The following is a 23,496-nucleotide window of genomic DNA, read 5'->3' as shown; positions in this document are numbered from 1 at the left end:
CAGCCAAAATAAGAGAGATTGCTGAGGTGGTAGGCGGATATGGATACAGTCAGGGTGTATTTACTTGAACTCCGCTGGTGGCAAAAAAGATTGATCCAGGTTGCCACCGATACGGTGTTGGTGTGGCTTGCTTTATTTCTGGCATTCATTGTCCGGCTTGGCATTGATGACATGTACAACCCATTTCGTGCTCATCTATGGCTTTTCGCCTTTGCCCCGCTCGTTGCTATCCCGCTTTTCATACGCTTTGGCATGTACCGCGCCGTCATGCGCTATTTCGGTAATGATGCGCTGATCGCTATCGTCAAAGCAGTGAGTCTGTCATCCCTGATCCTGGCGGTTGTCGTTTATTGGTACAGCAACCACCAAGCCATCGTCCCGCGCTCCATCATCTTCAATTATTGGTGGCTGAGCCTGGTGATCCTCGGCGGGCTACGTCTGTGTATGCGCCAGTACTTCATGGGCGACTGGTTCACCGCCGCTCAGCACGTGCCGTTCACCAGCCGGGATGATGGTTTGACCAAAGTTGCCATCTATGGTGCGGGGGTGGCGGGTAATCAGCTGGTTGCTGCGTTGCGCATGGGCCGAGTGATGCGTCCCGTAGCGTTCATCGACGACGACTCAAGTATCGCGCATCGCTCTATCTCAGGCCTCCATGTCTACAAACCTAAACACATCCAACAGATGATCGATGCCACCGGTGCTGAGGAAATCCTCCTGGCCCTACCGTCATCTACTCGTGCGCGTCGTAGGGAGATTCTGAATTTCCTGGAAAGCTTTCCGCTTCACGTGCGTAGCGTGCCGAATTTCACGGATCTGGCCAGTGGACGGGTGAAGGTGGACGATATCCAGGAAGTGGATATCGCTGACTTGCTCGGTCGCGATGCCGTACCGGCCCAGGCCGATTTGCTTGAGCGCTGTATCAAAGGCAAGACGGTGATGGTGACGGGGGCTGGCGGGTCCATTGGTTCGGAGTTGTGCCGACAGATTTTTTCCTTGGGGCCGAGCACGCTTCTGTTGTTTGAGCACAGCGAGTTCAATCTCTACAGCATTCTTTCTGAGCTGGACCCACCCGCCTCTCGGGAGCCTACGTCGGTCAAGCTGGTGCCCATTCTAGGGTCCGTCCGCTATCAAAAGAAGCTGCTTGATGTGATGGAAACCTGGAGTGTGGATACGGTTTATCATGCTGCCGCCTACAAGCATGTGCCTATGATCGAGCACAATATTGCCGAGGGCGTGTTGAATAATGTCATCGGCACGCTTAACACTGCTCAAGCCGCCCTGCAGTCGGGGGTTTCAAACTTCGTACTGATTTCTACGGACAAGGCCGTCCGGCCGACGAATGTCATGGGCAGTACCAAGCGTTTGGCCGAGTTGACGCTTCAAGCGCTGAGTAAAGAGGTTGCGCCGGCACTGTTTGGTGATGCAGCCAACATTTCTCGGGTCAACAAAACCCGGTTCACGATGGTTCGTTTCGGCAATGTTTTGGGCTCATCGGGCTCTGTTGTTCCTTTGTTTCATCGCCAAATCAAATCCGGTGGCCCTCTGACGGTCACGCACCCGAAAATCACCCGCTACTTCATGACTATCCCAGAGGCTGCACAGTTGGTGATTCAGGCTGGCTCCATGGGACAGGGCGGGGATGTGTTCGTGCTGGATATGGGGGAGCCGATCAAGATCGTCGAGTTGGCGGAGAAGATGATTCACCTGTCAGGCTTGAGCATTCGTTCGGAGCGCAATCCTCAAGGAGATATTTCCATTGAGTTCACCGGTCTGCGGCCCGGCGAGAAGCTGTATGAAGAACTGTTGATTGGCGATAACGTCGCTGCGACCGACCATCCCATGATCATGAAGGCCAATGAAGACCATCTGCCTTGGGATGTTTTGAAGCTGAAACTGAATGATCTGCTCATCGCCGTAAAGGCTGATGATTATGGGCGGGTGCGTCAGTTGTTGCGCGAGTCGGTTAATGGCTACACACCTGATGGCGAGATTGTCGACTGGATGAATCAACAGCGCCGACTGGAACCCTGATTGTTACACACGCTGTAACGTACACACTTTTGACAGCCCCCCATCATCGCCTAAGTTTGAGAAGCAGCTTCGGAAAAGCTGCTTCTCTCTTAACGATGTCATGGAGCGTCACTTATGCGTACAGGCTATTTCTACTCTCTGGTTTTTGCCCTTCTAACCAGCGCCTCTATAGCTGTTATCGCTGCGCCCGCGGTCAAGCCCGAGACGACGGCGGCGCCGCAGGCATTGGAACTGTCGGCTAAACCGCAAGGCGTCAAGGTGGATCTGAACGTGGCGGACACCGCTACGCTGCAACGCGAACTGGCGGGGATAGGCAAGGCCAAGGCTGATGCGATTGTTGCGTATCGCGAGAGTAATGGAGCCTTCTCTTCAGTAGAGGAGTTGCTGGAGGTCAAGGGGATTGGCAAGGCGATTCTCGACAGGAATCGTGACAAGCTGGAAGTGAACTGAGGTGTGATGGTGAAAGAGGCCGGTCGAAATATGACTGGCCTTTTTGCATTTTGGCCCAATGCCACTTAAAACGATGATCGGATGCGTCTTGGTCTAGGTTCGACCATCCGCCTTTTGGAGCTTCGTCCCCGCCAACCACCTCAGATCAAGGACCCACCCCATGCACAAAAACTACCCAGCCGCCTACCAAGTCAGCAAAGGCTCGGCCCTGCAAGTGGACAAACCCTTCTACGACCGCATCCGAACCCAGCAGGACAAGCGCACCCTGATCGAACAGTTCGAGGTCCCCATCCGTACCGGCCGCGCTTGGCACGTACCCGCCGGGCATGTGTTCCGCGTTACGACTCCGGTGGGCCCGCAGGTGGGGGACTTCAACGTGTGGAATGCCCACGATCCACGGGAACGCCTGTGGGCTGCGCGCACGCGTCAGCTGCAGGGCGCTCATGTCAGCACTCATGATCGGTTGTGGTCGAACCTGCCATTCTTGCGTCCATTGGTGACCATTACCGATGACAGTCTGGCCGATTATGGCATCGACGAGCATGGTGGACGATTGCACGACCTGCTGGGGACGCGCTGTGATCCGTACGTGAACAGGATGCTGACCGGCGAGGATTTTCACCATCACTGCCACTCGAACCTGACCCGTGCGGTATTACCCCATGGGCTGACCGAGTTCGATGTGCACGATGTGCTGAATATTTTCCAGTGTACTGGGCTCAATCATGACGACATGTACTTCATGAAGGCCTGTCCGGCGAAGAAGGGCGATTATTTGGAGTTTTTTGCCGAGATCGATTTGCTGTGTGCCTTGTCCACTTGCCCCGGCGGCGATCTGTCGCTCGCGATGTGGGGGCCGGATGCGCAGGATCCCCTCAGTGTCTGTCGTCCGTTGGGGGTGGAGATCTATCGATTGGAGGATTCATTGCTGTCGGGCTGGAGCCAGCCTGAGAGGGCGGCGTACAAGGGGCTTCATGGCTTGCAGATTGCCAAGGCTGATTGGGAGAAGTAGCGCGGCGTTGGCCGTCTATGTGCAGGCCGTTGTGGCGAGGGGATAAATCCCCTCGCCACAAACTCACCGCCAAAGTGTTGGGCAGGGCCGCAATCAACGATCCTTGGCCTCCTTCGCATCCATCTCGGCATTGCGCTCGGCAACACGCTTGCGTTGTTCATCCGTCAGTTCGACCTTGTGGGCGGTGTCGCGCAGCATCATCAAGCCACCCACGATCGAGCCGATTGCAACAATCAGAATTAACCAGGCGTACCAGGGCATAGGGTTCTCCTTGAGGGGGCGATGGACGACGAACGTTTCGCCTGTCCACCGCACCTACCACTTATGAGCGAAGGTTGTTCGCAGTGGTTCCATATTACGCCCGTTGTGCCGGGTTCACCTCAAAGCCCGGTGAGCATCGCATCGGCCGGGGCATCGGCGCGCAGTTGTGCGGTCAGCACAAAGTACAGGAAGCCTACCGCCATGAAACCGAGGAAGATCAGCCCGATCAGGGCATTGAACCAGGCCATCGCTACCAGGCACACCACTGCCAGTACCAGGGCGATACCCGGGATGATCGGATAGCCCGGCGCGCGGAAGGTGCGTTCCAGGTTGGGTTCGGTTTTACGCAGTTTGAACAGGCTGAGCATGCTCATGATGTACATGACGATCGCGCCGAACACCGCCATGGTGATCATGGCGGCGGTCAGGGTCATGCCGCCGAGGTTGATCATGCCGTCGCTGTAGATCGCCGCGATGCCGATCAGGCCGCCGGCGATGATGGCCCGGTGCGGGGTCTGGAAGCGTGAGAGTTTGGCGAGGGAGGCGGGCAGGTAGCCGGCGCGGGCGAGGGCGAAGAACTGGCGCGAGTAGCCGAGGATGATGCCGTGGAAGCTTGCCACCAGGCCGAACAGGCCGATCCACACCAGCATGTGCAACCAGCCGGAGCTCTCCCCGACTACGGTTTTCATGGCTTGGGGCAGCGGGTCGTTGATGTTGGACAGGGTGCGCCAGTCGCCTACGCCACCGGCGAAGAACATCACGCCCATGGCCAGGAACACCAGGGTCAGGATGCCGCTGATGTAGGCCTTGGGAATTGTGCGTTTCGGGTCCTTGGCTTCTTCGGCGGCCATGGCCGCTCCCTCGATGGCCAGGAAAAACCAGATGGCGAAGGGGATTGCGGCGAACATCCCGGCGATGGCCGGCGCGCCGAACACATCGGAACCGGCCCAGCCGTTCAAGGCGAAGCTACTGAAGCTGAACGCCGGGGCGACTACGCCCATGAACACCAGCAGTTCGGCCACCGCCAGCACGCAGACGATCAGTTCGAAGGTCGCCGCCAGTTTCACCCCGAGGATGTTCAGGCCCATGAACACAATATAGGCACCGACCGCTGCGTGTTTCGGGTCCAGGGCCGGGAATTGCACGTTCAGGTAGGCACCGATGGCCAGAGCGATGGCCGGTGGGGCGAAGACGAATTCGATCAGCGTCGCCAGGCCGGCGATCAACCCACCTTTCTCTCCAAAGGCCCGACGGCTGTAGGCGAATGGTCCGCCAGCGTGGGGGATGGCGGTGGTCAGCTCGGTGAAGCTGAAGATGAAGCAGGTGTACATGGCCGCAACCATGAATGATGTCACCAGAAAGCCCAGCGTTCCGGCAACGCCCCAGCCGTAGCTCCAGCCGAAGTACTCGCCGGAGATCACCAGCCCGACGGCAATGCCCCATAAATGCAGGGTGCCCAGGGTGGGTTTGAGTTGTGTGTTCATCGGTGGCTCCCCCTCGATCCATAGCAAAAGCGCTGGGGTGGGGCAGTGCAGTGGGCGTGCCAGTGTGGCGGCGGTGGTCGTAATGGGTGAAATTGTGTCGTATCGGGGATGTTCGCTGCCTGATGGCTCGATTTTGTGCTCCAGTTCGGAGCGTCAGCGCCAGGGCGGGCCTCATCGCGAGCAGGCTCGCTCCCACAGGGGATCTTCAGTGGAGGCAAATTCTCTATTCACAACAGATCAAATGTGGGAGCGAGCCTGCTCGCGATGAGGCCCACCCAGCCAATCACCAACCCCTTTTTTACACATTCTTTATCCCTCGCCCCCTCTCTCGATCTCGTTCCTTTACGCCCTCCCTGCCGACAATCACTCCACACACGGCATGACGCCGTACGACGGAGAAATCCCATGAGCCTTCTGGACGGGGTGTCGCTGCTGCTGGCAGCGGCGCTGTTCATTTATCTACTGATTGCGCTGTTGCGCGCGGATCGGAACTAGGAGTGGCTATGCACGGTTATGACTACGGGCTGATCCTCGCCTTCTTTGCGCTGGTGCTGATCCCTGCACCGTTTCTGGGGCGTTTCTACTACCGGGTGATGGAAGGCCAGCGCACTTGGCTTTCACCTGTTCTTGGCCCGGTGGAGCGTGGTTGCTATCGCTTGGCCAGCGTCGATCACACCGTTGAGCAGAGCTGGCAGAAGTACACCCTGGCCTTGCTCGCTTTCAACCTGGCCGGCTTTTCGCTGTTGTTCGCGATTCTGTTGTTACAGGGGCATTTGCCACTCAACCCCGAAAAAGTGCCGGGTATGGAATGGACCCAGGCATTCAATACGGCGGTGAGTTTCACCACCAATACCAATTGGCAGTCCTACAGCGGTGAAGCGTCGTTGAGCTACCTGAGCCAGATGCTTGGCCTGGCTGTGCAGAACTTTGTCAGTGCAGCTACCGGCCTGGCCGTGCTGGTGGCGCTGTGTCGCGGAATCGGGCGCAAATCCGCTGCAACGCTGGGTAACTTCTGGGGCGACATTACCCGCGCCACCCTCTACGGGCTGTTACCGCTGTGCCTGTTGCTGGCCCTGTTCCTGGTGTGGCAGGGCGTGCCGCAAACCTTCGCGCACTATGTGCATGGGTTGACGATGCAAGGCGCGGATCAAGTGATTCCATTGGGCCCGGCCGCGAGCCAGATCGCGATCAAGCAACTGGGCACCAACGGTGGTGGTTTCTTCGGCGTCAATTCGGCACACCCCTTCGAAAACCCGACGGCCTGGAGCAACCTGTTCGAAGTTGCCTCGATCATCCTGATTCCCGCCGCGCTGGTGTTCACCTTCGGCCATTACGTCAAGGACCTGCGCCAGAGTCGGGCGATCATCGCCTGCATGCTAGTACTGTTTCTGATCGGCGGCGCTACCTCGTTGTGGGCCGAATCCCAACCCAATCCGGCGCTGCATAACGCTTCGGTGGAGCAGACCGCGCCACTGGAGGGCAAGGAGGCGCGCTTTGGCACCACGGCCACGGTGCTGTGGTCCGTCACCACCACGGCGGCCTCCAATGGCTCGGTCAATGGCATGCATGACAGCCTCAATCCTCTGAGCGGCATGGTCTCGCTGGTGAACATGATGGTCGGCGAAGTCATTTTTGGCGGCGTCGGCGCGGGGCTCTACGGGATGCTGCTGAACGTGCTGATCGCGGTGTTCCTGGCTGGATTGATGATTGGCCGTACCCCGGAATACCTGGGCAAAAAGCTCGCTGCCAGGGAAGTGCAACTGCTGGTGATAACCCTGTTGGTCATGCCGGTGAGCGTGTTGGGGCTGGGGGCCATTGCTGCGAGCCTGCCCGGACCTGCTGCAGCGGTGAGCAACCCTGGTGCCCATGGCTTCAGCCAGTTGTTGTATGCCTACACCTCGGCGGGTGCGAACAACGGTTCGGCCTTCGCCGGTTTTGGTGCCAACACACCCTTTCACAATCTGATGCTGGGCCTGGGCATGTTGATCGGTCGTTTCGGCTACATCCTGCCGGTTCTGGCCTTGGCCGGTAGCCTGGCGCTGAAGAAAACCGCGCCGATCGGCCCGAACAGCTTCCCGACCCACGGCCCGCTGTTCGTGACCCTGCTCACCGTGACCATTTTGTTGGTGGGCGGCCTGACCTTCCTGCCGACCCTGGCCCTGGGGCCGATTGCCGAACACCTGAGCCTGGGTTTCTGAGGATCTGATGATGAATATGCCAATGAGCAAAACCGTCGTCGCCAAGGCGTCGGAGCAACCGAAAACCGCGATTTCGGCCTTGTGGCGGCCAGCGCTGGTGCAAGCTTTCGTCAAGCTCGATCCGCGCCAGTTGCACCGTGCCCCAGTGATGCTGGTGGTGGAGCTGACCGCGATTCTCACCACGGTGTTGTGTTTCGTTCCGGACAGCAGCGTGCCGACTTTTGTCGCCGCGCAAATTGCCCTGTGGCTGTGGTTCACGGTGCTGTTCGCCAACTTTGCCGAAGCCCTGGCCGAAGGTCGCGGCAAGGCCCGGGCAGACAGTCTCAAGGCCGGTAGCGAAGGCCTGAGCGCACGTCGCCAGACGGCCAACGGCTTTGAGGTGATAGCCGCCACCCGCCTGCGAAAAGGCGACGTGGTACGCGTCGAGGCGGGGGAGATGATTCCTGGCGATGGTGAAGTGATCGAAGGCATCGCCGCAGTGAACGAGGCGGCGATTACTGGCGAATCGGCCCCGGTCATCCGCGAGTCCGGCGGCGACCGTTCAGCCGTCACCGGCAACACGCGCCTGGTCTCCGACTGGCTGCTGGTGCGCGTCACCAGTAACCCCGGTGAATCCACCCTGGACCGTATGATCGCCCTCGTCGAAGGCGCCAAGCGGCAGAAGACGCCCAACGAAGTGGCGTTGGATATTCTGCTGATCGGCCTGACGCTGATCTTCCTGCTGGTGGTGGTGACGCTGCAGCCGTTCGCGCATTTCGCCAACGGTAATTTGCCGCTGGTGTTTCTGGTGGCGCTGCTGGTGACGTTGATTCCCACCACCATCGGCGGGCTGTTGTCGGCCATCGGCATCGCCGGGATGGATCGACTGGTACGCCTGAACGTGATCGCCAAGTCCGGCCGCGCCGTGGAAGCGGCGGGGGACGTGCATGTGCTGATGCTGGACAAGACCGGCACCATCACCTTCGGCAATCGTCGTTGTGCCGCGGTTCACGCCGCGCCCGGCGTGAGCGTCAAGGAGTTGACCGAAGGCGCGTTATTCGCTTCGTTGGCCGACGACACGGCGGAGGGCAAGTCCATTGTCGAGTACCTGCGGGGTTTGCACTCGCAACCCGAGCCTGGCGCCGAACTGCTGACCGCTGTGCCGTTCAGTGCTGAAACCCGCTTGTCCGGTGTCGATTACCAGGGCCGGGTGTATCGCAAGGGTGCCGTGGATTCGCTGCTGAGTTTTATCGGCCTGTCGAAAAGCGAACTGCCACCTGCACTGGCGCGGGAGGTGGACAAGATCGCCCAGAGCGGCGGTACCCCCTTGCTGGTGTGCGTTGACGGCAAGCTGCTGGGGGCGATTCATCTGAAGGACGTGGTCAAGCCCGGTATCCGCGAGCGCTTTGCCGAGTTGCGCAAGTTGGGGATTCGCACGGTGATGGTCACCGGCGACAACCCACTCACCGCCGCCGCCATTGCTGCCGAGGCCGGCGTCGATGACGTGCTGGCCGAGGCCACACCGGAGAAAAAACTGGCGCGCATCCGTCATGAGCAGAATGACGGTCGTCTGGTGGCGATGTGTGGTGACGGTGCCAACGATGCGCCGGCCCTGGCCCAGGCTGACGTCGGCATGGCGATGAACGACGGCACCCAGGCGGCGCGAGAGGCGGCCAACATGGTCGATCTGGACAGCGATCCGACCAAGTTGCTGGACGTGGTGCAAATCGGCAAGGAACTGCTGGTGACCCGTGGGGCCTTGACGACGTTTTCCATCGCCAACGACATCGCCAAGTACTTCGCCATCCTGCCGGCGCTATTTGCCTCGATTTATCCACAACTGGGTGTGCTGAACGTGATGCACCTGAGCAGCCCGCAGAGTGCGATTCTGTCGGCCATTGTGTTCAACGCCTTGATCATCGTGGTGCTGATCCCGTTGGCGTTGCGTGGCGTGCGGGTGCAGGCCGCCAGCGCGGCGGCGCTGCTGCGGCGCAATCTGCTGATCTATGGCCTGGGTGGGATCGTGGTGCCGTTCGTGGGGATCAAGGCGATCGACATGTTGCTGACGGCGTTGGGGCTGGTTTGAGCGGATAACCGACGCTCGCCTTCACCTTGTGGGAGCAAGGCTTGCCCGCGATGAACGATGACGCGGTGTTGGTTCAGACCGAGGTAACCGCATCGCGAGCAAGCTTTGCTCCCACAAAGTGGTTCCCACAGGTAATTTTTTCATTCAATTCGAGGATTTCTGGATGTTCACTCTGATACGCCCGGCCTTGAGCCTATTGCTTCTGATGACCCTGATCACCGGCGTTGCGTACCCCTTGCTGGTTACGGGCGTGGCGCAAGTCGCGTTTCCCGCCCAGGCCAACGGCAGCCTGATCGTTGATGCCGACGGCAAGGTCCGCGGCTCTCTGTTGATCGCCCAGGATTTCCAGGGCGATGCCTGGTTCCATCCACGTCCATCGGCGGGTGCTTTCGCCACGGTAGCCAGCGGCGCGAGCAACTTTTCCCCGAGCAATCCGGCCCTGGCCGCACGGGTGATCGGTGACGCCCAGGCCTTGCAAGTGCCGGGTCAAGGCCCAGTGCCGTTGGCGCTGCTGACCACCTCGGGCAGCGGACTGGATCCCCACTTGCCACCGGCAGCGATTGCCTATCAACTGGCGCGTGTCGCCGCCGCACGCAATCTGCCGGTATCGTCCGTGCAGCAACTGCTCGACGCTCACATCGAGCAACCGCTGGTGGGGCCGCCGGTGGTGAATGTGCTGGCGTTGAACCTGGCGCTGGAAAAACTGTAGACCCCTGTGGGAGCAAAGCTTTGCTCCCACAGGGCGTTTGATCAACATCTGAAAGAGAACCCGAACACATGAGCGACTCCGGCCGCGCCGATGCACTGTTAGCCAAGCTGCCCCGCAATGACCGGGGCCGGCTCAAGGTCTTCCTGGGTGCGTCGCCGGGTGTCGGCAAGACCTACGCCATGCTGCAGGCGGCCCACACGCAACTGCGCCAAGGTGTCAGGGTGGTTGCCGGCGTCGTGGAGACTCACGGCCGCAGTGAGACTGAAGCGCTGCTCGGTGGTCTGGTGCAGCAGCCGCTGGTGCGTTCGGAGTATCGCGGTGTGATGCTCGAGGAAATGGACCTTGATGGTCTGCTCGCGGCTCGACCGGCCTTGGTGCTGGTGGACGAACTGGCCCACAGCAACGCGCCCGGCAGCCGACATGCCAAACGCTGGCAAGACATTCAGGAGTTGCTGGCCGCCGGCATCGATGTCTACACCACCGTCAATGTCCAGCACCTGGAAAGTCTCAACGATCAGGTGCGCGGTATCACCGGCGTGCAAGTTCGCGAGACGCTGCCCGACTGGGTCCTGCAGGAGGCCGATGAACTGCTGTTGATCGACCTGCCACCGCGCGAGCTGCTGGAGCGCCTGCGCGATGGCAAGGTTTATGTGCCGGAACAGGCGCGCGCTGCGATCGATGCATTTTTCAGCCAGACCAACCTCACCGCATTGCGTGAGCTGGCCATGCAAACTGCCGCTGCACAGGTGGACAACGATCTTGCCCAGGGCTATCGCCAACTGGGCCAGGCGGCTCCGGCGGTGCGGGGACGATTGTTGGTGGGGGTTGACGGTGATGCCCAGGCCGAACGTCTGGTGCGCCACGCCAGCCGCGTCGCCCAGCGTCGGCATCTTCCCTGGAGCCTGGTACACGTGGACAACGGCAGCACGCGGGACGAGCCATCGCGCCAGCGCCTGCAAAATGCCCAGCAATTGGCCGAACGCCTGGGTGGGGAAGTGGTGCTGCTACGGGCCGGTGAAGTCGCCAGGACCTTGATCCAGCACGCCACCGAACGTCGCGCCACGCTGGTGCTGGTGGGACAGTCCAGGCGGCGTCTGCGCCGGCGGCTGTTCGGTGGTGGCTTGGCTTCGCGTTTGCTGCGCGATGCCAGGGGGCTGGAAATCAACGTACTGGATCGCGATGAACAGCCCCCTGCGGCCCGTGAGCGTTCAAACGCCGCCCTGGCTGGTTTCGACTACGTGCTGGCGCTGTTGGCGACGGCGGCGGCCAGTGCGCTGGCTTGGGGGGTCTCCGGGCTTCTTCCCTTGCCTAATATCTCCCTGGTGTTTCTGATGGCGGTGTTGCTGGTGGCGGTTCGCAGCAGCCTCGGCCCTGCGCTGGCCTGCGCGGCGCTGTCGTTCCTGGCCTATGACTTTCTGTTCATCCCACCGAATTTTTCCTTCACCATCCAGCGTGAAGAAGATGTACTCACCCTGGTGTTTTTCTTGCTCATGGCGGCCCTGACCGGCAACCTTGCGGCCCGCCAGCGACGACAGTTGCAGGCGCTGCGCGAGACCCAGCAGGAAACCGGCGAGCTGCTTGATCTGTCCCGCAAACTCACCGCCGCGACCGACCGCCAGGCGGTGATCAGCGCCGCCGCGCAACACCTCAACGGCTGGCACGACCTGCAACTGTGCCTGCTCAACCGTGACGGCCAGGACGGCTGGAAGGTTGAGACAGCTGAACCATTGACCTTCACTGAAGCTGAGCGCGCGGCCGCCGATTGGGCCTGGCAACACGACCAACCGGCCGGCGCCGGCACCGGGACGCTGCCGTCCGGGCGCTGGTGGTGGTGGCCGTTGTCGACAGAGGAGGGCCCGCTGGCGTTGCTGGGCGTTTGCCCGAAAGAAGGCAAGCCGTTGAGCGGCCAGCGGCGTCGTCTGCTGGCAGCTCTCAGTCAGCCACTGGCGCAGGCCCTGGCGCGGGCGCAACTGGCCCAGGATCTGGAAGCAGCGCGCCTGCACGGCGAAACCGAGCAACTGCGCAGTGCGTTGTTGGCGTCGGTGTCCCACGATTTGCGCACGCCGCTGACCTCCATGCGCGGCAGTATCGACAGCCTGTTGGCGTTGGGAGAGGCGATCCCGCTGGCCGATCGCCGCGAACTGCTGGAAGGCACCCGTGATGAAGCTGAGCGCCTGGATCGCTACATCCAGAACTTGCTGGACATGACTCGTCTCGGCCATGGGGCTCTGAAGCTGGCGCGGGACTGGGTGTCGCCGGCCGATATCGTCGGCAGCGCGTTGAACCGGTTGCGGGCGGTGCTGGCACCGTTGACGGTGGGCATCGAAGTGCCGGCCGAGTTGCCGTTGTTGTATGTTCACGCGGCGTTGATCGAACAGGCCTTGGTGAACGTGCTGGAGAACGCCGCACGATTTTCACCGACTCACGGGCGATTGCTGCTCAGCGCAGGGGCGACGGACAGCGAAGTTTTTTTCGCCGTGGCCGACGAGGGACCCGGGATCCCTGAAGAAGAGCGCGAGAAAATCTTCGACATGTTCTATACCGCTGCGCGCGGGGATCGCGGCGGGCAGGGCACGGGGCTGGGGCTGGCGATCTGTCAGGGCATGGTCGGTGCCCATGGCGGGCGGATCAGCGTGGACACCGGCCTGGACGGACGCGGTACCTGCATCACCCTGCACCTGCCATTACAGACACAACCGGGCCTGGACGATGAAGCCTGAGCGGCGCTGGGTTACTCTCTTTCCACCTGATTGCATTGAACGGACCTCATGAGCCAGACCGCGACCCTTTTGGTCATCGATGACGAACCGCAGATTCGCAAATTCCTGCGCATCAGCCTGACTTCCCAAGGCTACAAGGTGCTCGAAGCCGGCACCGGCGCCGAAGGCCTGGCCCAGGCGGCGCTGAACAAGCCCGATCTGCTGGTGCTCGACCTGGGCCTGCCGGACATGGACGGCCAGCAGGTACTGCGCGAGTTTCGCCAATGGTCCACGGTGCCGGTGCTGGTGCTCTCGGTGCGGGCCAGCGAAGCGCAGAAAGTCGAGGCGCTGGACAACGGCGCCAATGATTACGTCACCAAGCCGTTCGGCATCCAGGAGTTTCTGGCGCGCATTCGTGCCTTGTTGCGTCAGGCCCCGGCAGGCGAGGCGCGGGAAGCGGCGCTGACGTTTGGTCCGCTGACGGTGGACCTGGCTTATCGCCGGGTTCTGCTCGATGGCACTGAAGTGGCCCTGACCCGCAAGGAATACGCCGTGCTGGCGCAATTGGCGCGCCATCCAGGGCGGGTCATTACCCAGCAGCAATTGCTCAAGGACATTTGGGGCCCGACCCACACCGAAGACACCCATTACTTGCGGATCGTGGTCGGTCATCTGCGGCAAAAACTGGCGGACGACCCGACCCGGCCCCGGTTCATTGCGACCGAGGCGGGGGTTGGGTATCGGTTGTTGGGGGAGGGTGGTGTTTAACCACAAGGTTTCAAGCCAAGCGCTATTGTGGCGAGGGGATTTATCCCCGCTGGGGTGCGACGTTTCGATAAATCCCCTCGCCACAGAGTTTAGTGCCACATTCAGTTCTGCTCATTCTCATAGCGATCCAACGTATCGCTGGCAATCTCCCGCCCCAGGGCGATCAGCTCCGGCGCCTTGTAGAACTCGAAAAACCGGCACACCCGTTTCGGCACGTTGATCAGCACATCCGGTGGATACCCGGCGATTTTGTATTGGGCCAGGGACGTCTGCATCACCTCGAAACTCTGGTTGATCAGATCCAGCAGCGAGGCCGGGCCAACGTTGTCGATGATGAACGAACCGGTCGCCGATTTCGGCGCACCTTCGGATTCCGGCGCGGCGGCCGGTTGTTGGCCCTCGGGCTCGGCGGATTCCAGCCATGGATTGATCTCGGCGGCTTCAGCTTTTAGCGCCTCCTGTTCCAGCAGCAGCAACTGCTCGGCTTGCTTGCGACGGAACGGTAGACGCGAGCCCAGGGAACTGACGAGGGTGTCGAAGCGACGCTTGAACGCTGCCGGGCGCTGGATGACCGGCAGTCGGTACTGTTTCTGGTTGGTGGCGTTGAGGTTGACCGCGATGATCAGGTCGCAATGGCTCGACACCACCGGCACGATGGGTAACGGATTGAGCAGGCCGCCATCCACCAGCATGCGGTTGCCTTGCATCACGGGGGTGAACAGGCTGGGAATCGCCGCCGAGGCGCGCATTGCCTGGTGCAGGCAACCTTCCTGGAACCAGATTTCCTGCTGATTGGTCAGGTCGGTGGCCACGGCAGTGTAGGGAATACGCAGGTCTTCGATATTGAGTTCGCCGACGATCTTGCGAATTTGCCCGAAGACTTTCTCGCCGCGAATCGCCCCCAGGCGAAAGCTGACGTCCACCAGTCGCAGCACATCCAGGTAATCCAGGCTTTCAATCCAGTTACGATAATCGTCGAGCTTGCCCGCGGCATAGATTCCGCCCACCACGGCACCCATGGAGCAGCCGGCGATGCAAGCGATGTCGTAGCCACGTCGTTCGATTTCTTCGATCACCCCGATATGGGCGTAGCCCCGGGCGCCACCCGATCCCAGTACCAATGCGACACGTTTTGTCATGACCCGGCCTCTTGTAAAACAGACTTTAACAATGCACTTATCGACGGCTGGGCTCAATCGTTGTGGCGCAGGTGTCGTTTTTTGATACGCCGTGCCGGCATTTGCGTATGCTCGCCCACACTTGTATTTACGCGGTCGGGCATTGGCACTTTTTGCGGGCTGGACCGTCTTACTTGCACGACTGTTGACCTGACTTGAGGTGTAATTGATGAAAGCCCGGATTTGTCTGCCCCTGGTGGCATCCTTGATGGTTTTGGCCCTGGCCGGTTGTGCCGGCAAGACCGCTTACCGCGATAGCTGCGGCAGCCAGCTCGACAGTGCCTGGCGCGAACTGGACCTGGCCAAGGCCGAAGGTTTTGCCGGCACCGTGAGTTATTCCAAGGCCCTGTCGTTGTTGACCGGCGCCAAGACCCAGCAGCAGTTCGAAGCGTTTGAGGGGTGCACCAAAAAGGCCGAGAAGGCCCGTTTCTACATCCGCGAATCCCGCGCAGGGCGTTAATAGCAGCGACAAGCTGTCAGCGGCAAGCTACAAGTTAGGGGAGCACTCTGCTCCTCACTTGAAGCTTGCAGCTTGACGCTCAACGCTACGTACGGAGTACGTCCCCATGATTGATCGGCTGGTGGCCCGGATACTGGGCCTGGAAGTCCGGCTGCTGGCCTGTCAGGCCCGCCTCAATGCCCATACCGACAGTGAAGCCCTGCATGACCTGCGGACCACGGTTCGCCGTTTGCGCAGCTTGCTTCGTCCGTTGCGCGGTTTGCCCGGTGTCGAGCAGCTGGAAACGGCGGCCTCGGCGGTCGGCGCGCTGACCACGCCCCTGCGTGACCGGGAAGTGCTGGCCGCCTACCTTGAGCAGCACGGCAAGATCGAAGCCGCGCGGCGGCGCCAGGTGCAAATGGCCGATGCTTATCCCGCCGTTGCCGGCAGCCCGGAGCTGGCCCAATTGCTGATGGTGCTTGATGCTTTCCCGCGCTTCATTCGCGCGGCGCAACGTCAGGACCTGCTTAAAGGTCTGCGCAAACGCATCGAAAAGCGCCTGGACAAACAATGGAAGAAACTCGGCGAAGCCTTGGGCGATCCGGCCCATGATCGCCACCGTTTGCGGCTGCTGATCAAGCGTGTGCGCTACGCCATCGAAGCCTACCCCGAACTTGACCGCCTACCCGAAGCGGCCATGCCACGGCTCAAGTCCGCCCAAGGCGCCTTGGGGGACTGGCACGATTGCTGGCAATGGCTGGCCAGGGCCAAGCAGGAAAGCGACTTGCAATCCTGCGTGCCGGTCTGGCTCAGCACCATGGAAAAGGCCGAGGCCAAGTCCGATAAAGTGCTCGATAAACTCGTTGCCAGTTGCTTCAAAAAATCCTGAGTCCTGCAGATATTCCCTTGTGGGAGCGAGCCTGCTCGCGATAGCGCCGCGTCAGTCACCAGTTATTCAAGCTGACTCACCGCTATCGCGAGCAGGCTCGCTCCCACAGTAGATTGGCGGGGGTTGGGATGCCGCGGCCTATCTGTCAGTCTCTTTGGCCAGAATGAGCGCTGTGCCACCCGTCTGGGCTGGTTAAGATTCCTGCATCTTTTTCCCATGTTTTCGAGGTTGTCATGCGCTTTTCCGATTTGATCGATGCCGTGCGCCGTCAGCCTGACTGCGTGATCATCGCGCCTGAATGGGGCCAGGGACGCGCCAGTTTTGGCGGTCTGGTGGCGGCGCTGCAATATGAAGCGATGCGTGCGCGGGTTCCGGCGGATCGCCCGGTGCGTTCGCTGGCGATCACCTTCGTCGGGCCGGTAGCGGCCGACGTACCCGTCAGTTTCGAAGTCGACGTATTGCGTGAAGGCAAGGCGGTCAGCCAAGTATTGGGGCGAGCGGTACAGAACGGTCAGGTAGTGACCGTGGTACAAGGCAGCTTCGGCGCCTCGCGCTCTTCCGTGGTGGCGGTCCAGGCCGACCCCGCGCCTGAGTTCAAAAGCGTGGAGCAATGCCAGGAACTGCCCTACATCAAGGGCGCTACGCCGGAATTCATGCGTCACCTGGCGCTGTGCTGGAGTGTTGGTGGCCTGCCGTTTACCGGCAACAAATCCCGCAGCATGGGGGGCTGGGTGCGCTTGCGTGGTGATGTCAAAGAGGAGCCGCTGAACGAGGGGCACATCCTGGCATTGGTCGATGCCTGGCCTCCGGCGTTGCTACCCCATCTCACTCAAATGGCACCGGGCAGTACGCTCACCTGGACCATTGAGTTCGTCCAGCCACTGCTGGAACTCACGACACTGGACTGGTGTAAATACCTGGCCGAGATCGAGCATGCTCAGGACGGTTACGGCCATGTCGCCGCCAGGTTCTGGAGCGCGGATGGTCGCTTGATCGCCCTGAGCCGGCAGACAGTGACAGTTTTCGCCTAAGGCTCTTCATGACCGTGGCACTGCAACACGAGTGCGGCAATCATGCCGAGGGAGCCGATGGCGACATTGGCCAGGCTGAGGCTGAACACCCCCGATACCATCAGCAAAAACGCGACGATGAACAGCGGTACGGCAATCTGGTGCAACACCGGATTGCTCGGGTGACCATGATGGTCAAGGCAGGTGCGCCATTGCCAGGCCGGGAAGTGGGGGTGACGTTTGCCCATGATGCTGATCCTTGAGTTCGCTAACCGAGTAACCCAAGCGTAAGCCCGGCCGGGCAGCGCGACGAATCGCGGTTGGCTATCGACGTGATAGGTGGCCATAGCCTTTCACCGTTGTGGGAGCAAGGCTTGCCCGCGATGCAGGCGCCTCGTTCCCCAGGGAGACCATATTGTCTTCATCGCGGGCAAGCCTTGCTCCCACAGATAAACCCCCGGCCGCAAGAACTCTCCCAGGCAGGTCAATTGGCAGCGGGGCCCTAGAGCCTGAGCTGCCCGATCGCCTTGTTCAACTCACCGGCCAACGTCGCCAGCTCATGGCTGGTGGTGGCCGAGTCCACCGTCTGGCGCACGGTGTTTTCAGTCACGTCACGAATACTCACGACCGCCCGGTTCATTTCCTCGGCAACCTGGCTTTGCTGCTCGGCCGCCACGGCGATCTGGGTGTTGCTCTCGCGCATCTGCGCCACCGCCCCGGTGATTTGCTCCAGAGCCTCACCGGCTTCCCGGGCCTGTTGCACGCAATCGTCGGCCTTGTAGGAGCTTTCCTGCATGAAATCCACCGCGTCCCGGGTTCCCGCCTGCAAGGCCGACACCATGGCGGTGATTTCATCCGTAGAGGTCTGTACCCGCTTGGCCAGGTTGCGTACTTCGTCGGCCACCACTGCAAACCCTCGACCCATTTCCCCGGCTCGCGCCGCCTCAATGGCCGCGTTGAGGGCCAGTAGATTGGTCTGTTCGGCGATGCTGTGGATCACGCTGACCACGCTGTTGATCTTCTGGCTGTCCTCGGCCAGGCGCTGGATCATTTCGGCGGTCTGCTGCACGCCGCGGGAGAGTCCGGTGATCGACTGTTGCACCCGGCTGACTACTTCGCGGCCATTGCCGGCCAAGGTATCGGCGCTTTTCGACAGGTCGCGGGTGGCGCCGGCATGTTGGGCGATGTGATAAACCGTAGCGGACATCTCGTTGATCGCCGTCGCCGCCTGATCGGTTTCGCTTTGCTGGCCGAGCATGCCGTGGCGAACATCGTTCATGCTCGATGCCAGGCGTGCTGCACCGCTGTCCAGTTGCCGAGCAGTGCTGGCAACGGTGTCAACCACACGTTGATATCCGGCTTGCATGGCATTGAACGCCGCCGCCATCTGGCCCACTTCGTCCTTGCAGGCCAAGGGGACGCGGGCGGACAGGTCACCGGTTTTTTCCACGTGCAGCATCACATCCTTCAGGGTGTTGAGCTGGCTGAGCAGAAACCGGATTAGCAGCTGCGATGCGCCCAGCATGGCCAGCATCAACACGAACACCGCCACGGCGTATAGGCTGAAGCGTTCCCTGAACACCTGGCTCAGGCTTGCGCCTTGGGCCAGCACGGCCAACTGTTGGCCGTCACCGCCACGGATTACTTCGGCGCCCAGCAGTGGGTTGTCGCCCAGCAGGGGGCTGGCCGAGAGTGCTACCCAGCCGTTGGCCTCTGCTATTGAAGGCAATGATTGATCGTTCAATGTGGGAATCTGGCCGCGCTGGAATGCCAGCAGGTGATCGGCCTTGGGCAATGGCTGCCCGGCAGGCCAGGCACTGAGCAAGCGTGCCTGGGCCTGGGCGTTTGCCTGGGCCGCATGGTTGCGCGCCTGTTGTTCGAGCTGCACCGCGTAGAGTACGAGCAGCAAGGTCGTGACAAAGGCGACCGCATTGACCGCCCAGAATTTGTATTTCAGTGAGATATTGCTAAGCCAGGCACCCATGGAAGGTCTTCTCTGATAGCGGAAACAGTTTTGGCAAGGTGCCATTATTGTGCCGCTATCCAAGGTGCGGGGTGTTGATATGGGTCAACAGACAACGCCTATCCCCTGTGGGAGCGAGCCTGCTTGCGATAACGGTGTATCAGTCGGCCTATGGGCAAGCTGATCCACTGCTATCGCGAGCAGGCTCGCTCCAACAGGTTTTCATTGGGTCAGGAGAGGGTGGGCAAGCCAAAAAACGCGCGGGCACAGGCGGTGCTATGGGCAGCGAGGTCTTCCTGGCTTTCGCCCCGGTGCAAGGCGACTTCGCGCAACGTTTCCGTCAGGTAGGCCGGTTCGTTACGACCATTCTTGGGTTTGGGGCGCAGTGTGCGAGGCAACAGGTACGGTGCATCGCTTTCAAGCATCAAGCGAGTGCGAGGAATTTCCCGTACCAATGGATGCAGATGGGTGCCCCGGCGCTCGTCGCAGATCCAGCCTGTGATGCCTATATGTAAGTCCAGGTCGAGATAGCTGAACAGGGCCTTTTTCTCACCGGTAAAGCAGTGCACCACCGCTGCGGGCAATTGGTCGCGAAAATCCCGCAGGATTTCCAGCAGTCGCTGATCGGCATCACGTTCGTGAAGAAAGACCGGCAATTGCAACTCCACCGCCAGGGCGAGATGTTCTTCCAGGACTTTTTCCTGCTGCGGGCGCGGGGAGAAGTCCCGGTTGAAATCCAGCCCGCATTCACCCACTGCGCGAACGCGGTCTTGTTTCAGCAGGTCTTTGAGGTGCCTGGCGCTATCGGCGGTCCAGTCGCTGGCGCTATGGGGGTGAACACCGGCGGTGGAAAACAGCCGCTCCCCGGTGTCATCGAGGCGCTGGCACAGCTCAAACGCCTGTTCGCTGCCGTCGACGCTGGTACCGGTCAAGACCAGTTGGCAGACACCGGCCGCATAGGCGCGCTCAAGCACGGCCTCGTGTTTGTCGGCAAAACTGGGGTTGGTCAGGTTGACGCCGATATCGATGAGTTGCATGGTGCTACCTCGACCCAAAGGCCGCAAAGCATATCAGAGCTGTAGATTTATAAGAAAAGCCAAGAACTACAACGAGTTGAGGCTGTCTGTTGAGGCCGCCAGACCGGTCGGGTTGGTATAAACGCCAGCACTGTGCCAGTCTTTCGCACTTTTCAGCGCCCCAGGTGCTCTGTTTCTGTCGACCCCAGCTTCGATATTTCAAGGCTGCGGGCCGCGGTATCCTTTCGGAGAGTGGATGACACGTCCCCAAGTGTTGTTGCTGCTGTGTTGTTCGCTGTTGCTGCCGATGCCGGCCGAGGCGCGGCTGCCCGGCCCGGTACAGGTGGTAGCGCCGACTACGGTGCGCGACCTTGCGCAAATCCGCAGCAGCCGGGTGCTGAAAGTTTTGGTCAACCAGAGCCGCAACAGCTCTGGCGAAGTCAAGGGGCAACCCATTGGCGTCGAATATCATCGCTTACGTGCCTTCGAGCAATACCTCAACGGCCACGCTCGGGATGACCAGAAAATCACCCTCAAGATCATTCCCAAGGCCAAGGACCAACTGCTGGGCGCCTTGCAACGCGGAGAAGGCGATCTGGTCGCGCCCGGCGAGTTGCTCGAGCCCCTGGCTGGCCTTGCGGTCAGCGCCAGCAATCCGATTCGCACCGACGTGCCGTTGCTTCTGGTGGGAGCCAAGGGCCAGCGGCGCTACACCCGCGTAGAGCAACTGTCGGGCAAGACCCTGGCCCTGCCCAACGGTAGCGCCGCAGGGGAAGCCCTGAGTCAGATCAACCAGAAGTTGGCGCTGCGTAAATTACCGCCGGTGAAGATCGAGTGGGTCGACCCGACCCTGGCGGTGGAAGATGTGCTGGAAATGGTTCAGGCCGGGATTTTCCATCTGACCATCGTCGAGCAGCCCATTGCCGAACGCTGGAGCAAGATCCTGCCCAAGCTGCGTTTCGACCGGCAGGTGCTCATTGGCGAGCCGGCTGACGAGTATTGGTTTGTCCGTCGTGACGCCGCCATGCTGCGAGCGAGCATCGACCGCTTCCTGACGACTTATAAGGCGCCTTCCAATCAGGACGCGGCGTTTCTGCGCATCTATCGCCGCTTGTACCGGGTTCACTATCCGCTGGCCCGTGCCAATCGCCAGCGTCTTGAGACACTGCGCCCGGTGTTGCAAAAACATGCCACGGCCCAAGGCATGGATTGGCTGAACCTGGCGGCACTGGCGTTCAAGGAGTCTTCCCTGCAACCCAATGCCCGCAGTGGCAGCGGCCCTACGGGTCTTATGCAGATTACCCCTTCAGCAGCCCAGAGGGTCGGGGTGCGCAACATCCAGAACCTGGACGCCAACGTGCAGGCTGGCGCCAAGTACCTGGCCTTGATACGCCGAAAGTTTTTCGCCAGCCCCAAGCTCAATGAGCGCGAGCGAATGGCCTTCGTCCTGGCCGCCTACAACATGGGGCCTGAGCGTGTCCAAGGCATGCGGGCCGAGGCCAGGCGGCGGGGGCTCAATCCCAATCAGTGGTTCTTCCAGGTCGAACGCATTGCCATGGAGCAGGTGGGAATGGGCGCAGTAAGCTACGTTAATAGTGTGAACAAATACTATCTGGCATTTGATCGTGAACGGGAGTCGCTGGAGCCCAGGGAACAAAAGGTTGTTGTGCGTAAATGATCGAGTAAACTGATTGGTATCACGGATTTTTTCCGCTTTTATCATGCATTTTGTTGATTAATATAGCGGCCAACCCACTTATCCCAAGGAATGAACCTAATGAGCACTTTCATCAACAAAGTTCTGTTTACTCGCGCTGGCTATGGCCTGACTGTCCTGCGCATCGTTGTCGGGATCATCTTCGCCGCCCACGGCTCCCAGAAACTCTTCGGCCTGTTCGGTGGCTACGGCCTGACGGGGACGGCGCAGTGGATGGAAAGCATTGGTCTGACCCCAGGTTATCTGATGGCGACACTGGCCGGCGGCACCGAGTTTTTCGCCGGGCTGGCCTTGATCATCGGTCTGCTGGCCCGTCCAGCGGCGCTGGGACTGGCCTTCCTGTCGCTGGTGGCGATTTTCTCCGTGCACATCGGCAACGGTCTGTTCATGGCCAACAACGGTTATGAGTTTGCCCTGGCTTTGCTGGCAGGCAGCGTCGCGGTGCTGATCGAAGGTGCTGGCAAGTTGTCGGTCGACCAGGCCATCGCCCGCTGATTGCATACCTGAATCATTGAAGGCCCGTCTGGAACGGGCCTTTTTTGTGCGCGCAGATTCTTGACACTGGCCGGTCAGCTTCTCTAGGATGCCGCTCATGCGCCGATTTAAACAGCTACTTGCGGGGCGCCAGGTGACTCATTCAGTCACCGATAGAAGCCGGTTACACGGGGCTTCGAAATACCGCTAAAGCGCTGGTTCGGTGTTGCCTCTCACCTGCCATGCAGACTTTTGAGGCAGAGACACGACACGATGAACGCATCCAGCCCCCTTGTACGTCTTGCGCCGATCACGGCGAACCTTCTGCAACGCAATCCAAAAATCCTTCTGGGCGGTACTCACCAGCCTACGTTATTGCGCTATCTCGACGGCTGGCCGCGACGCAACCACGGGCCGGCGGCGTTCCTTATCCAGTTTGTCGAAGACGGTGAGTCTCTGGCGCGTTTTGCCGATGACAGTTTCGATCTGGCCGTTATCCAGTCCCCCAGTGCGGCGCACGCCAGCGAAATGATCCGGCAATTGACCCGCGTGGCCCGACAGGGGCTGATTACCCGCCGCTGAGGTGAGCTGAGATGACTGGGTTTTTCGGGCCGTGGGCCGGTGAAGCTTTATATGTATTCAATGTGAGTGACATATAAAAGTTGTTCACCTGCGGGTGTCTGAACCTTGATCTCAGCATCCAGCGCTTTGCCGATCAACGCCCGCGCCAAGGGCGAGTCGATGCTGATGAGGTTCTTTTTCAGGTCCAGTTCGTCGGGGCCGACGATGCGATAGCGAGACTCTTTGCCGTCCTCATCTTCAACCGTGACCCAAGCGCCGAAATACACTTTGTTCGGGTCACTGGGTTTTTCACTGACCACCTTGAGGGCTTCCAGGCGCTTGGTGAGGAAACGCACGCGGCTGTCGATTTCCCGCAGCATTTTCTTGCCATAGGTGTATTCGGCGTTTTCCGAACGATCCCCCTGGGCCGCCGCCTCGCTGACCGCTTGGGTCACCTGAGGGCGGCGCACATGCCACAGTTCATGAAATTCAGCGCGCATCCGCGCCTCGCCCTCAGGGGTGATCAACGCGGTGCCGGCGGTGCGGGGTGGGCGATAACGGCTCATGGC

21 protein-coding genes and 1 pseudogene are annotated in these 23,496 nt (G+C 60.5%); 15 read left to right on the top strand and 7 right to left on the bottom strand.

Translation table 11 applies throughout. The features are described from left to right. Positions 1-39: 39 nt before the first annotated feature. From BW979_RS22325 to BW979_RS22315, 3 genes are all read left to right on the top strand, one after another. Positions 40-2,034: a polysaccharide biosynthesis protein gene (locus tag BW979_RS22325; RefSeq protein ID WP_076385746.1), complete on the top strand. Its 1,995-nt coding sequence runs from the start codon at positions 40-42 to the stop codon at positions 2,032-2,034. A gap of 114 nt (positions 2,035-2,148) precedes the next feature. After that, the gene (locus BW979_RS22320; protein ID WP_076385744.1) at positions 2,149-2,484 is read left to right on the top strand and encodes a ComEA family DNA-binding protein; all 336 of its coding nucleotides are present in this window, start codon (positions 2,149-2,151) and stop codon (positions 2,482-2,484) included. A gap of 160 nt (positions 2,485-2,644) precedes the next feature. Further along, positions 2,645-3,496, top strand: coding sequence for an urea carboxylase-associated family protein (locus BW979_RS22315; RefSeq protein WP_076385742.1), 852 nt, complete (start codon positions 2,645-2,647; stop codon positions 3,494-3,496). Between the two features lie 93 nt (positions 3,497-3,589). On the opposite strand, the gene BW979_RS22310 is transcribed toward BW979_RS22315, so the two are convergent. Next, entirely contained in the window at positions 3,590-3,757 is a 168-nt protein-coding gene (locus BW979_RS22310; RefSeq protein ID WP_014337248.1) for a DUF2897 family protein, read from the bottom strand. 119 nt (positions 3,758-3,876) lie between these two features. Further along, positions 3,877-5,241, bottom strand: a complete 1,365-nt coding sequence (eat, locus tag BW979_RS22305) for an ethanolamine permease (RefSeq protein WP_076385740.1) — start codon at positions 5,239-5,241, stop codon at positions 3,877-3,879. Positions 5,242-5,646: 405 nt separating this feature from the next. Between eat and kdpF the strand changes: the two genes are divergently transcribed. The 6 genes from kdpF to BW979_RS22275 all read left to right on the top strand — a co-directional run bounded on the left by kdpF (position 5,647) and on the right by BW979_RS22275 (position 13,680). Beyond that, the gene (gene kdpF, locus BW979_RS22300; protein WP_047226333.1) at positions 5,647-5,736 is read left to right on the top strand and encodes a K(+)-transporting ATPase subunit F; all 90 of its coding nucleotides are present in this window, start codon (positions 5,647-5,649) and stop codon (positions 5,734-5,736) included. An 8-nt stretch (positions 5,737-5,744) separates the two neighbouring features. After that, positions 5,745-7,439, top strand: a complete 1,695-nt coding sequence (gene kdpA / locus BW979_RS22295) for a potassium-transporting ATPase subunit KdpA (protein ID WP_076385738.1) — start codon at positions 5,745-5,747, stop codon at positions 7,437-7,439. 10 nt (positions 7,440-7,449) lie between these two features. Further along, entirely contained in the window at positions 7,450-9,504 is a 2,055-nt protein-coding gene (gene kdpB, locus BW979_RS22290; RefSeq protein ID WP_076385736.1) for a potassium-transporting ATPase subunit KdpB, read from the top strand. Between the two features lie 163 nt (positions 9,505-9,667). After that, positions 9,668-10,213, top strand: coding sequence for a potassium-transporting ATPase subunit KdpC (gene kdpC / locus BW979_RS22285; RefSeq protein ID WP_047226336.1), 546 nt, complete (start codon positions 9,668-9,670; stop codon positions 10,211-10,213). 68 nt (positions 10,214-10,281) lie between these two features. Then, the gene (locus BW979_RS22280; protein ID WP_076385734.1) at positions 10,282-12,933 is read left to right on the top strand and encodes a sensor histidine kinase; all 2,652 of its coding nucleotides are present in this window, start codon (positions 10,282-10,284) and stop codon (positions 12,931-12,933) included. 48 nt (positions 12,934-12,981) lie between these two features. Beyond that, positions 12,982-13,680: a response regulator gene (locus tag BW979_RS22275; RefSeq protein ID WP_076385732.1), complete on the top strand. Its 699-nt coding sequence runs from the start codon at positions 12,982-12,984 to the stop codon at positions 13,678-13,680. Positions 13,681-13,781: 101 nt separating this feature from the next. Here the strand turns inward: BW979_RS22275 and BW979_RS22270 are convergent, their stop codons facing one another. Then, positions 13,782-14,819 carry a patatin-like phospholipase family protein gene (locus BW979_RS22270; RefSeq protein WP_047226339.1) on the bottom strand — a complete coding sequence of 346 codons (1,038 nt, stop codon included), beginning with the start codon at positions 14,817-14,819 and terminating at the stop codon, positions 13,782-13,784. 208 nt (positions 14,820-15,027) lie between these two features. Here BW979_RS22270 and BW979_RS22265 point away from each other — a divergent pair, with 208 nt between their 5' ends. The 3 genes from BW979_RS22265 to BW979_RS22255 all read left to right on the top strand — a co-directional run bounded on the left by BW979_RS22265 (position 15,028) and on the right by BW979_RS22255 (position 17,217). Next, entirely contained in the window at positions 15,028-15,318 is a 291-nt protein-coding gene (locus BW979_RS22265; RefSeq protein ID WP_039588883.1) for a hypothetical protein, read from the top strand. A 106-nt stretch (positions 15,319-15,424) separates the two neighbouring features. Next, a complete protein-coding gene (locus BW979_RS22260) occupies positions 15,425-16,186 on the top strand; it encodes a CHAD domain-containing protein (RefSeq protein WP_076385730.1) in 762 nt (253 codons plus the stop codon). A gap of 233 nt (positions 16,187-16,419) precedes the next feature. Then, a complete protein-coding gene (locus tag BW979_RS22255) occupies positions 16,420-17,217 on the top strand; it encodes an acyl-CoA thioesterase (protein ID WP_047226341.1) in 798 nt (265 codons plus the stop codon). Positions 17,218-17,225: 8 nt separating this feature from the next. Here the strand turns inward: BW979_RS22255 and BW979_RS22250 are convergent. The 3 genes and pseudogenes from BW979_RS22250 to BW979_RS22240 form a co-directional block, all read right to left on the bottom strand. Beyond that, a pseudogene (locus BW979_RS22250) lies at positions 17,226-17,444 on the bottom strand (terminase); the annotation flags it as partial. 254 nt (positions 17,445-17,698) lie between these two features. Next, positions 17,699-19,180 (bottom strand): methyl-accepting chemotaxis protein, encoded by a 1,482-nt coding sequence (locus BW979_RS22245; RefSeq protein WP_076385726.1) that lies wholly within the window; start codon positions 19,178-19,180, stop codon positions 17,699-17,701. Between the two features lie 209 nt (positions 19,181-19,389). Continuing rightward, positions 19,390-20,196 carry a TatD family hydrolase gene (locus BW979_RS22240; RefSeq protein WP_076385724.1) on the bottom strand — a complete coding sequence of 269 codons (807 nt, stop codon included), beginning with the start codon at positions 20,194-20,196 and terminating at the stop codon, positions 19,390-19,392. A gap of 235 nt (positions 20,197-20,431) precedes the next feature. On the opposite strand from BW979_RS22240, the gene BW979_RS22235 reads away from it, so the two are divergent. The 3 genes from BW979_RS22235 to BW979_RS22225 all read left to right on the top strand — a co-directional run bounded on the left by BW979_RS22235 (position 20,432) and on the right by BW979_RS22225 (position 22,948). After that, entirely contained in the window at positions 20,432-21,853 is a 1,422-nt protein-coding gene (locus tag BW979_RS22235) for a transglycosylase SLT domain-containing protein (protein WP_076385722.1), read from the top strand. 99 nt (positions 21,854-21,952) lie between these two features. Next, entirely contained in the window at positions 21,953-22,387 is a 435-nt protein-coding gene (locus BW979_RS22230; RefSeq protein ID WP_047226345.1) for a DoxX family protein, read from the top strand. 252 nt (positions 22,388-22,639) lie between these two features. Next, positions 22,640-22,948: a hypothetical protein gene (locus BW979_RS22225; RefSeq protein WP_047226346.1), complete on the top strand. Its 309-nt coding sequence runs from the start codon at positions 22,640-22,642 to the stop codon at positions 22,946-22,948. 47 nt (positions 22,949-22,995) lie between these two features. Here BW979_RS22225 and greB read toward each other — a convergent pair whose 3' ends face one another. Continuing rightward, the gene (gene greB / locus BW979_RS22220) at positions 22,996-23,493 is read right to left on the bottom strand and encodes a transcription elongation factor GreB (RefSeq protein ID WP_047226347.1); all 498 of its coding nucleotides are present in this window, start codon (positions 23,491-23,493) and stop codon (positions 22,996-22,998) included. Between the last annotated feature and the right edge of the window lie 3 nt (positions 23,494-23,496).

The organism is Pseudomonas sp. A214, assembly GCF_900156295.1.
Classification (GTDB): Bacteria; Pseudomonadota; Gammaproteobacteria; order Pseudomonadales; family Pseudomonadaceae; genus Aquipseudomonas; species Aquipseudomonas rhizophila.
Note: the sequence above shows the minus strand (reverse complement) of the source record. Positions and strands in the feature narration are given on the sequence as shown.

Bases quoted from the DNA above. Each gene is read 5' to 3' on its own strand.
- kdpF (WP_047226333.1), top strand. From the start codon at position 5,647: ATGAGCCTTCTGGACGGGGTGTCGCTGCTGCTGGCAGCGGCGCTGTTC.
- eat (WP_076385740.1), bottom strand. From the start codon at position 5,241: ATGAACACACAACTCAAACCCACCCTGGGCACCCTGCATTTATGGGGC.
- BW979_RS22230 (WP_047226345.1), top strand. From the start codon at position 21,953: ATGAGCACTTTCATCAACAAAGTTCTGTTTACTCGCGCTGGCTATGGC.
- BW979_RS22325 (WP_076385746.1), top strand. From the start codon at position 40: ATGGATACAGTCAGGGTGTATTTACTTGAACTCCGCTGGTGGCAAAAA.
- BW979_RS22275 (WP_076385732.1), top strand. From the start codon at position 12,982: ATGAGCCAGACCGCGACCCTTTTGGTCATCGATGACGAACCGCAGATT.
- BW979_RS22280 (WP_076385734.1), top strand. From the start codon at position 10,282: ATGAGCGACTCCGGCCGCGCCGATGCACTGTTAGCCAAGCTGCCCCGC.
- BW979_RS22245 (WP_076385726.1), bottom strand. From the start codon at position 19,180: ATGGGTGCCTGGCTTAGCAATATCTCACTGAAATACAAATTCTGGGCG.
- BW979_RS22315 (WP_076385742.1), top strand. From the start codon at position 2,645: ATGCACAAAAACTACCCAGCCGCCTACCAAGTCAGCAAAGGCTCGGCC.
- BW979_RS22225 (WP_047226346.1), top strand. From the start codon at position 22,640: ATGAACGCATCCAGCCCCCTTGTACGTCTTGCGCCGATCACGGCGAAC.
- BW979_RS22265 (WP_039588883.1), top strand. From the start codon at position 15,028: ATGAAAGCCCGGATTTGTCTGCCCCTGGTGGCATCCTTGATGGTTTTG.
- BW979_RS22235 (WP_076385722.1), top strand. From the start codon at position 20,432: ATGACACGTCCCCAAGTGTTGTTGCTGCTGTGTTGTTCGCTGTTGCTG.
- BW979_RS22240 (WP_076385724.1), bottom strand. From the start codon at position 20,196: ATGCAACTCATCGATATCGGCGTCAACCTGACCAACCCCAGTTTTGCC.
- kdpC (WP_047226336.1), top strand. From the start codon at position 9,668: ATGTTCACTCTGATACGCCCGGCCTTGAGCCTATTGCTTCTGATGACC.
- kdpB (WP_076385736.1), top strand. From the start codon at position 7,450: ATGAATATGCCAATGAGCAAAACCGTCGTCGCCAAGGCGTCGGAGCAA.
- BW979_RS22255 (WP_047226341.1), top strand. From the start codon at position 16,420: ATGCGCTTTTCCGATTTGATCGATGCCGTGCGCCGTCAGCCTGACTGC.
- BW979_RS22310 (WP_014337248.1), bottom strand. From the start codon at position 3,757: ATGCCCTGGTACGCCTGGTTAATTCTGATTGTTGCAATCGGCTCGATC.
- greB (WP_047226347.1), bottom strand. From the start codon at position 23,493: ATGAGCCGTTATCGCCCACCCCGCACCGCCGGCACCGCGTTGATCACC.
- BW979_RS22260 (WP_076385730.1), top strand. From the start codon at position 15,425: ATGATTGATCGGCTGGTGGCCCGGATACTGGGCCTGGAAGTCCGGCTG.
- BW979_RS22270 (WP_047226339.1), bottom strand. From the start codon at position 14,819: ATGACAAAACGTGTCGCATTGGTACTGGGATCGGGTGGCGCCCGGGGC.
- BW979_RS22320 (WP_076385744.1), top strand. From the start codon at position 2,149: ATGCGTACAGGCTATTTCTACTCTCTGGTTTTTGCCCTTCTAACCAGC.
- kdpA (WP_076385738.1), top strand. From the start codon at position 5,745: ATGCACGGTTATGACTACGGGCTGATCCTCGCCTTCTTTGCGCTGGTG.